Source organism: Actinobaculum sp. oral taxon 183 str. F0552 (genome assembly GCF_000466165.1).
In the GTDB taxonomy this organism is placed as follows: Bacteria; Actinomycetota; Actinomycetes; order Actinomycetales; family Actinomycetaceae; genus Peptidiphaga.
Genome location: NZ_KE951451.1, coordinates 1 through 8,129, shown reverse-complemented (window position 1 = coordinate 8,129; position 8,129 = coordinate 1). Strand labels below are relative to the sequence as shown.

General features: G+C 68.9%; 5 protein-coding genes, 1 tRNA gene and 1 pseudogene. 5 read left to right on the top strand and 2 right to left on the bottom strand.

Going from position 1 to position 8,129, the window contains the following annotated elements:
- Positions 1-581 (top strand): annotated as a pseudogene (locus HMPREF0043_RS07965) (DNA primase); the annotation flags it as partial.
- Between the two features lie 93 nt (positions 582-674).
- On the opposite strand, the gene HMPREF0043_RS07960 reads toward HMPREF0043_RS07965, so the two are convergent.
- Positions 675-2,585: a BCCT family transporter gene (locus HMPREF0043_RS07960; protein WP_021602504.1), complete on the bottom strand. Its 1,911-nt coding sequence runs from the start codon at positions 2,583-2,585 to the stop codon at positions 675-677.
- Between the two features lie 228 nt (positions 2,586-2,813).
- Here HMPREF0043_RS07960 and HMPREF0043_RS07955 point away from each other — a divergent pair.
- The 3 genes from HMPREF0043_RS07955 (at position 2,814) to HMPREF0043_RS07945 (ending at position 6,340) form a co-directional block, all read left to right on the top strand.
- Positions 2,814-2,887, top strand: a tRNA-Ile gene (locus HMPREF0043_RS07955).
- A 228-nt stretch (positions 2,888-3,115) separates the two neighbouring features.
- Entirely contained in the window at positions 3,116-5,080 is a 1,965-nt protein-coding gene (murJ, locus tag HMPREF0043_RS07950) for a murein biosynthesis integral membrane protein MurJ (RefSeq protein WP_021602503.1), read from the top strand.
- A gap of 3 nt (positions 5,081-5,083) precedes the next feature.
- A complete protein-coding gene (locus tag HMPREF0043_RS07945; protein ID WP_021602502.1) occupies positions 5,084-6,340 on the top strand; it encodes a carboxylate--amine ligase in 1,257 nt (418 codons plus the stop codon).
- Positions 6,341-6,362: 22 nt separating this feature from the next.
- Here HMPREF0043_RS07945 and HMPREF0043_RS07940 read toward each other — a convergent pair whose 3' ends face one another.
- Positions 6,363-7,622 carry a lipid II:glycine glycyltransferase FemX gene (locus tag HMPREF0043_RS07940; RefSeq protein ID WP_021602501.1) on the bottom strand — a complete coding sequence of 420 codons (1,260 nt, stop codon included), beginning with the start codon at positions 7,620-7,622 and terminating at the stop codon, positions 6,363-6,365.
- 93 nt (positions 7,623-7,715) lie between these two features.
- On the opposite strand from HMPREF0043_RS07940, the gene HMPREF0043_RS07935 reads away from it, so the two are divergent.
- Complete coding sequence (locus tag HMPREF0043_RS07935) at positions 7,716-8,126, top strand: hypothetical protein (protein WP_021602500.1); 411 nt, start codon at positions 7,716-7,718, stop codon at positions 8,124-8,126.
- Positions 8,127-8,129: the final 3 nt, after the last annotated feature.

The following is an 8,129-nucleotide window of genomic DNA, read 5'->3' as shown; positions in this document are numbered from 1 at the left end:
GGGTCGAACCGGCCGTCGAGGGGCCGGCGGGCCCGCCCGCGCTCGTGCCGCGGCAGCGCCTGAGGGACCCGGTCGAACGAGTCGAGAGGCTGGCCCTGGACGTCTACCTCCAACTTCCGTGGTACGCCCTGCCCGCCCAGATGGACGACCTGCCCTCCCAGACCTTCACCGTCCCCATCCACCGCAGGGTCCACGACGCCATCCGGGCGGCCGGAGGCGCGAGCGCCTACGCCAGGCACTACGAACAGCTCGTCGCCGACGGCAGGGAGCACGACCGCGCCGTCGAGGAGTCGGCACGGTGGTACCTGGACGCCGTCGCGGAGGCGGGCGACGACGCCGTCGCCCGGGCGGTCGGCCAGCTCGCGGTCGAGGATCTGCCCGAGACCAGGCCCGATCGCATGGAGCACTACGTGTGGGGAATCGCCGTCTCCCTCATCCGGCAGGGGATCACGCGGCAGATCGGCGACCTGCACTCCGAACTCCAGCGCACGCCGCCCGACGACCCCGCCCACGGCGAGCTCTTCGCACGCCTCATGGAGCTGGAGGCTCAGCGCCGGGCCTGCGAGGAGCAGATCCAGTGACCGGCGGGCCGATTGGGCAGACCGGCGGCCGAATCCGCAAGCCCCGAAAACGGTAAGGCGCGCCGAAACGGTTCGCCGGCCGTCGCCGCGCGCTCAGGAGGGCCGGCCGCCTCCGTCGTCGCCTGCGGCTGCCCGTCCGCTCCCGGAGCCCTCGCCCGCGGCGGCTCCGACCTCCACGGCCTCGCCTGCTCCGGCTGCCTCCGCGGGTTCGGAAGCCTGAGCCGCGTCGGCGCCGGTCTCCCCGAGGATAGGCGCTTCGGCGGAGTTCTGGCGGCGTCGGGCCTGATGCGAGAGCCTCTCGAAGAACCGCCGCAGATCGACCGTCGTCTCGATCGGCCTGGCCTGCGTTCCGGTTCCGTGCTGAGTGATCTCCTCGTAGATGCCGGCCTTGACCTCGCCGGCCACGTGCTCGGCGAGGGCCTTCGCGTACTCCTCGCTCTCGATCCGTTTGCGCAGGGTGCGTTCTCGGGCCAGCTCGCGCCACAGGGAGACGCACATGAGCACCATGATGATCGAGAAGGGCAGGGCCACGAGGATGGCCATGGTCTGCAGGGCCTTCATGCCCTGCTCCGAGTTGCCCACCCCGAGCATGACGGCCGCGATGGCGCCCGACAGCGCGGCGAAGGTGAGCCGGACCCGCAGCGCCGGGTTCGGATTGCCGCCCGTGGCCATCATCGACATGACGTACGAGCCGGAGTCCGAGGACGTGACGAAGAAGATGACGAGGACGAGCATGGCCAGGACGGACAGCCAGACCGTCATCGGCATGTTGTCGAAGGTCTGGAACAGGGCGATGTCCGCGTTGATCGTGCCGTCGGGGCCGATGAAGTTCTTGTGGCCGAACATCTGCTGGTAGAGGCCGTTCCCGCCGAAGATGGCGAACCAGATGAAGGTGACGAGGGTGGGGACGAGGAGCACGCCGATGATGAACTCGCGCACCGTCCGGCCGCGGGAGATCCGCGCGATGAAGATCCCGACGAAGGGCGACCAGCTTATCCACCACCCCCAGTAGTTCAGCGTCCAGTCCGACAGCCACTTCGAGCCCGTCTCCCCGGAGAACGGCAGGGTCTCCAGCGAGATGTCGATGATCTTGTCGAAGAAGTTGCCGAGGTCGGCTACGAATTCGTCGGCCAGGAAGAGCGTGGGGCCGAGGATCGCCACGGCGGCCATGAGGATCGCGGCGATGACGAGGTTGAAGTTGGACAGGAACTTAATCCCCGCGTCCAGGCCGGTGGCCACGGAGATGGCCGCCAGGCCGGCGATGACGACGACGAACCCCACGAGCATCCCGTTCGACGCCTTCCATCCGGTGAGGTGCTCCGTTCCGCCCGCCAACTGTTTGACGCCGAAGCCCAGCGACATGGCGATCCCGAAGATCGTGCCGACGATGGCGACGATGTCGATGACGTCGCCGACGCGGCCCTTGATGCGGTCGCCGAAGATCGGCTTGAGCGTCCACCGCATCGAGACCGGCATGCCCTTGCGGTACACGGCGTAGGCGATGGCCAGTCCGACGACGACGTAGACCGCCCAGGCGTGCAGCCCCCAGTGGAGGAAGGTCGTGTTCATGGCGTCGCGCGCCGCGTCGGGGCTCGGAGTCGAGCCAGGGGCCTTCACGCCGCTTCCGGGCCGGGGGAAGTTGTAGTGCTGGAGGGGTTCGGCCGCCCCCCAGAAGACGAGGCCGATGCCCATTCCCGCGGCGAAGAGCATCGCGAACCAGGATCCGCGCGAGTACTCGGGCTCGGCGTCGTCCGGCCCGAGCACGGTGTCCCCCTTGCGGGACACGGCCACGACCAGGGCGAAGACGACGAATCCCGCCACCGCGAGGATGTAGCACCACCCGGCGTTCTTGACGACCACCGAGGAGATGTTCGCGATCACGGAGTTGGTGCCCTCGGGTTTGGCGGCCGCCAGGAGGACGAAGACGAGTATGAGCGCGACCGAGGGCCAGAAGACCGCCGGGGTGAAGTGTCTCGTCCGTTTGACGGCTGTTGGCTCCGACATGGGCGTTCCCCTCTGGAAAGTGCGTTCCTTGACTCAGCTACTTTGTCAAAGCGACGGGGAAAATCCAAAACGGAGTGAGATATCCAACGCCGATCGTCCGGGGGCGAGCCGGGCGGACCGCGGATGCGCGGCGCCATATCAAGGGATTCCGGAAAGACCGGAACAGGCGGGGCTTAATTCCCATGGACGCGCTCGGTTACAATGGCCCAAGCTCGATTGTCCGGGCGCGCCCCTATAGCTCAGTCGGTTAGAGCAGTGGACTCATAATCCATCGGTCGCGGGTTCAAGTCCTGCTGGGGGCACTCGACGGTCGGCGCCCGGACTTCCCAGAGGCAGCGCCCGGAAGTCCGAGGCCGACGCTCCCTTTCCCCTGGCTCTGAGCATTTCGGGCGTGCGGAAACCGACATCTCGCGCTGAGCGTGATGCATTTCGGGCTTTTCGACGCGGGGCCGGGATACGATGGGTCCATGCCGCATCGTCCGCCACCGCTAGCCGGCCGCCATTTCTGGAACGGACCCGATTCGGTCAGCGTGCCCCTGCGACCCATCCCTCCTCCCGTCGACAACCCCGATCCCGCTGAGGCCAGGCGTCGCGCCGCCGAGCGGGCTGCGAGGGCGGCGGCCGCGTACGCCGCGCACACGGCCGCGCGGGCGGCCTACACCGGGCAGATACCCGCCGTCGAGATCGAGCCGATCCCCCGCAGGCGCCGCCACTTGGATACGACGCCCACCCCCCGGCCCTCCAGGCGGCACGCCGCCGAACCCGCGCGCACGGCGACGCGACGGCACGGCGCGCACCGCAGGGAGGACGCCAGGCAGGCCGCCCGGCCCTCCGAGTCCAAGTCCACGGTGGCGCGCTCCTCGATGGTCATGTTCCTGGGGACGCTCGCCTCCCGCGTGCTCGGGCTCGTGCGATCGCCCATCCTCATCGGCGCCGTCATCGGCATGTCCTCGCCGGCCGCCAACGCCTTCGACACGGCGAACAAGCTTCCCAACCTCCTCTACATGATCATCGTCGGCGGGCTGGTCAACGCCGTCCTCGTCCCGTCGATCGTGCGCGCCACGAAGGAGTCCGAGGACGAGGGCGTGGCCTTCCTCAACAAGCTCATCACCCTGTCGATCGTCTTCCTCGGCGGGGTGACCCTCGTCCTGACGCTGGCCTCGCCGCTGGTCGTGGAGGCCTTCGCCGGGACGATGTCGCACGGCTGGTACAGGCTGACCGTCGCCTTCGCCTACTGGTGCCTGCCTCAGATCTTCTTCTACGGCATGTACACCGTCCTCGGGCAGATCCTCAACGCGCGCGAGAACTTCGGCCCGTACATGTGGGCCCCGGTGCTCAACAACGTCGTGTCCGTGGCCGGCCTGCTCGTCATCCTCGCGATCTTCGGCGGGGCCGGGCCGGCCGACAAGGCGGACGTCTCGCAGTGGTCGGCGATCCGCGTGGCCATGCTCGGCGGGTTCTCCACGCTCGGAATCGTCGCCCAGGCCGCCATCCTCGTCTGGCCGATGCACAGCGTCGGCATCCGCTACCGGCCCGACTTCCAGTGGCGCGGCGCGGGCCTGGGCGAGGCGGGCAAGGCCTCGTGGTGGATGCTCCTCATGATGCTCACGGGCATCATCCCGACGGCGGTCGTCAACCGCATCTCCGTGGGCGCCACGAGCCGCGCGCAGTCCTCGGGCGTCGAGCTGGCGGACGTGGCGGGAGGGGCCACCTACACGAACGCCTACACGATCTACTCGATCCCCACGTCCCTCGTGGTCGTGTCCATCGCGACCGCCATGTTCACGCGCCTGGCGCGCGCCGCGGCCGACGGCGACCTGGCGAAGATGCGGCGCGACACGTCCAAGACGATCAGGACGATCTCCACCCTGACGTTCATCTGCTCCACCGGGCTCGTCGCCCTCGCCGTCCCCATCGCCCGCGTCCTGGCCTTCACCGTGCGGCCCCAGGAGACGGTGACCCTCGCCCGGGTGGTCATCGCCATGTCGCTCGGCCTGGTCGGCATCGGCGCCGTCACCGCCCTCGACCGCGTCTACTACGCCTTCGAGGACACGCGCGGCGCGTTCTGGATCAACCTCCCCTTCCAGGTGCTCGGCCTGCTCGGCTTCGCCGCGTGCTCGACGCTCCCGCCCCAGTGGACCGTCGTCGGAGTGGGCATGGTCATGTCGATCACGAACACCCTGTCCATGTTCGCCATGATCTGGAAGCTGTCGGGGCGGATGGGCGGCATGGAGGAGGCCCGCCTGCTGCGCGTCCACGTCCTCCTCATGGGGATCTCGGCCGTGACCGTGTGCACGTGCTGGCTCTTCCTCGGCTTCCTCAGCCCGGTCTTCGCCCCCATCAGCTTCACCGGCGCGGTCATTCGCCTGGCCGTGGTCGGCCCCCTCCTCGTGGCCATGTTCCTCGGTCTGATGAAGGCCTTCAACATGGAGGAGCTGACCATCCTCATCGGCCCGGCCCGGTCCCTCCTTCGCAAATTCGGCATTGGAAAGTGAGCCATGAACGCCACTCCCGTCCCCCCGTCCGGCAAGAAGATCCTGCCCGTGGTCTTCGGATACGACATCGCCGCCTACAGCTTCGCCCGCATCTTCCACGAGGCGATCGGCGTTCGCTCGCTCGTGGTCGCCGAGGCCGCCCGCGGCCCCATCAACGACTCCCGGATCCTGGGCGTCCGGCTCGTCCCCGAGGGGACGTGCGAGGACGAGTCGGCCTTCCTGGCCACGCTGGACTCCATCGCCAGGGAGCATGCGGACGAACGGCTCGTCCTTCTGGTCAACACCGACGAGGCCGTCGAGTTCGCCGCGAAGAACCGTTCGCGGCTTCAGCGCGACTGGTTCCTGCCCTACGGGTCCCAAGCGGCCGTGGAGACCGCCAATTCGAAGGCGGCCATGGCCGGCATCGTCACGGCCATCGGACTGTCGGCGCCGGCCCGCACGCGCATCGACCTGGAAGACCCCGACGCATGGAAGCGGGACCTGAAGGGGGTGAGATTCCCCGTGGTCGTCAAGCCCGAACGGGGGAGCGACCTGGGGGCCTACTGGAATCAGGGCCTGCGCAAGGTCCTGCCCATCCCCACCCGTCCGCAGGCCTACGAGACCTTCGAGCGGTGGCGCCGGGGCGGCGTGCGGGCGCCGCTCATCGTCCAGGAGCTCATCCCCGGCGACGACACCGTCCAATGGGTCGTCAACGGATACGTCGATTCGCGCGGCGAGGTCACGGCGTGCGGGTCGGGACGCGTGCTCCTGGGACTGCACCAGCCCGAATACCTGGGAAACGCGGGAATCGTCCTGACCGAGCACGCCCCCGACCTCGTCGAGCAGGCCGGGCGCATCGTCACGACGGTCGGTCTGCGGGGCTTCTTCTCCATGGACGTCAAGATCGATCCGCGCGACGGCGTGCCCCGGTGGCTCGACCTCAATCCGAGGATCGGGCGGGGGCACTACTACCTGAAGGTCGCCGGGGTCGACCTCGCCTCGGCGATGCTCGCCGACATGGAGGGCCGGGAGGGCGTCTACCAGACCAATTCCCGCGAAGGTCTGTTCTGCATCGTTCCCGCCGGGCTGGCGAACAGGCGCTACATCCGGGATCCCGAACTGCGCCGCCGAGCCCGCCGGGCCAGGAGGCGAGCGGTCAACCCGCTCGCCTACGGCGCGGACCGCAACGTCAGGAGGACGTTCTACCGGCTGGCCAACGGCCTCAACCAGCGGCGCCGCATGCGAGCCTGGTATCCCCGGCCCACCGACTCCGGCTTCTGAGCTCCGGGCCGGCTCCTTCGGCCTAGTCCAGCGCGCCGACGGCCTTGGCCAGGCGGGGGCGCACGGGGATGACGAAGGTTCCGATGAACTCCTCGACGTTCCCGTTGAGCCATCGCTTGAAGGCGAGGACGGGGGCGTCGGGGGCGGATTCGTCGAAGATCCCCGATATCCCGAAGGTGTTGTACACGGACAGTCCATGGTCGCAGGCCCATTTGAACATGGCGCGCTCGACGGGGTAGTCGCGGCCGTATGCGGCGAAGCGCTTGTCCATTCCGCCGAGCAGGAGGATGAGCTCCTCGCCGATCCTGAAGCTCAGGATGGCGTTGAAGGGGATGTCCTCGCCGTGCTCCTCGGCGGTCTTCCTGGCCTGGGATTCTTGTGAGTCGAGGGTCGTCAGGCGCTCGGCGAGCTCGGCCAGCTCGCGGTCGCGGGCCTTGGTCTGCTTGCGCCCCTCCAGAGCCGCGATCCTCTCGCGTGCCTGTTCGCGTTCGTCGGCGATCTGGCTCAGATACAGGGAGGGGGAGATGAAGGCGACGCACAGGATGGCGCGCTCGGGCCCGAGCTCCCTCATCAGCCCCGTGTAGAGTTCGCGGGCGCCGCTGGTGATCTCGTGCATGTTCGTGCGCTCGGCGGTCGACTCGTGCAGCGAATCGAAGACGCCGAAGTCCTCGGGGGGGAGGAACCGAGTGGTGACGCCGTAGCGGCCCTCGTTGTGGAAGCGTCGCCGCAAGCCCTTGGCCAACGTCGCCGTCGCCTCCTCGAAGCTCATCCCCTCGACGCTCTTCGTGTAGATGTAGCGGATCTGGATGTCCGGGCGCTCGTAGAACTCCTTCGTCAGGCGGCGCGCCCCGAGCCCGGCGAGCTGGTCGGCGACTTTGCGCGCCTGCGGGTTCTCGGCCACTTGGCGGATGTCCTCGTAGAAGGCGCGGGGGACGAGCGGGTTGAAGGTGATGGAGACGACCCTCGGGTTCCTCTTCACGTGCCGCTTCAGGCCGTCGAAGAAGCAGTCGACGAGCTCTTCGTCGTCCCAGTCGAGCAGCGGGCCGTAGGTCAGCCGCGCCTTGAGGAGGAAGCGCCTCCACGGCTGGTAGACGAGCACCGCCGCCCCGACGACTCGCTCCTCCCGGCGGGTGGCGCCCTCCACGACTCCGACGTATTCGACGCGATATCCCTGGCGGGCTCTGACCCGGGCGAATTCGGGAAGCTGGGGGATGAAGATCCGGTGGCGCGTCGAGGAGGCGAACCGTTCGTACGCATCGGGGTCGAGAGGAACAAAGCGCATGGCCCCATGCTACCGGGATCGCGGGGACCGCGGTGGATCCCGCGGAAGGTCGAGATGCCCGCGGAAGGTCGAGATGCTAGTAGTCTGGTGAGCATGACACACAGCCAGTCCGGCGTCGACGGTTCGGAGGTGGGGTCGGCGACCCCCGGGCGGGACGCGCGCGCACGGGGACCGGCCGACTCCGCGGGCTCGGCCGCGCCGGAGGGGGCGCCGCGGGAGGTGCTCACGGACGAGGAGATCGCCCGCCTCAGAGCCACGCAGGTCCGTCGCCTGATCGTCTTCGGGATCTTAGGGGTCCTCATGCTGATCCTCGGGTTCTTCGCGGGCAGGCAGCTGCGCCAGCAGAGCGGGTCTCAGGGCGTGCCCGGATCCTCGCGGATCGCCGCCCCGACCGCGTCCTGCGGCGTCGTCTCCTCGCCGACGCAGGCTCGCGCGGCGGATCCGGGCGCCGCCAGCGAGGCCGCGGTCGGCGGCGCGGACGCCGGGATGCGGGGAGCGGCCTGATGC

What these genes read in the sequence shown, in the direction of transcription:
- HMPREF0043_RS07940 (WP_021602501.1), bottom strand. Translation starts at nt 7,622, where the DNA reads ATGCGCTTTGTTCCTCTCGACCCCGATGCGTACGAACGGTTCGCCTCC.
- HMPREF0043_RS07945 (WP_021602502.1), top strand. Translation starts at nt 5,084, where the DNA reads ATGAACGCCACTCCCGTCCCCCCGTCCGGCAAGAAGATCCTGCCCGTG.
- HMPREF0043_RS07960 (WP_021602504.1), bottom strand. Translation starts at nt 2,585, where the DNA reads ATGTCGGAGCCAACAGCCGTCAAACGGACGAGACACTTCACCCCGGCG.
- HMPREF0043_RS07935 (WP_021602500.1), top strand. Translation starts at nt 7,716, where the DNA reads ATGACACACAGCCAGTCCGGCGTCGACGGTTCGGAGGTGGGGTCGGCG.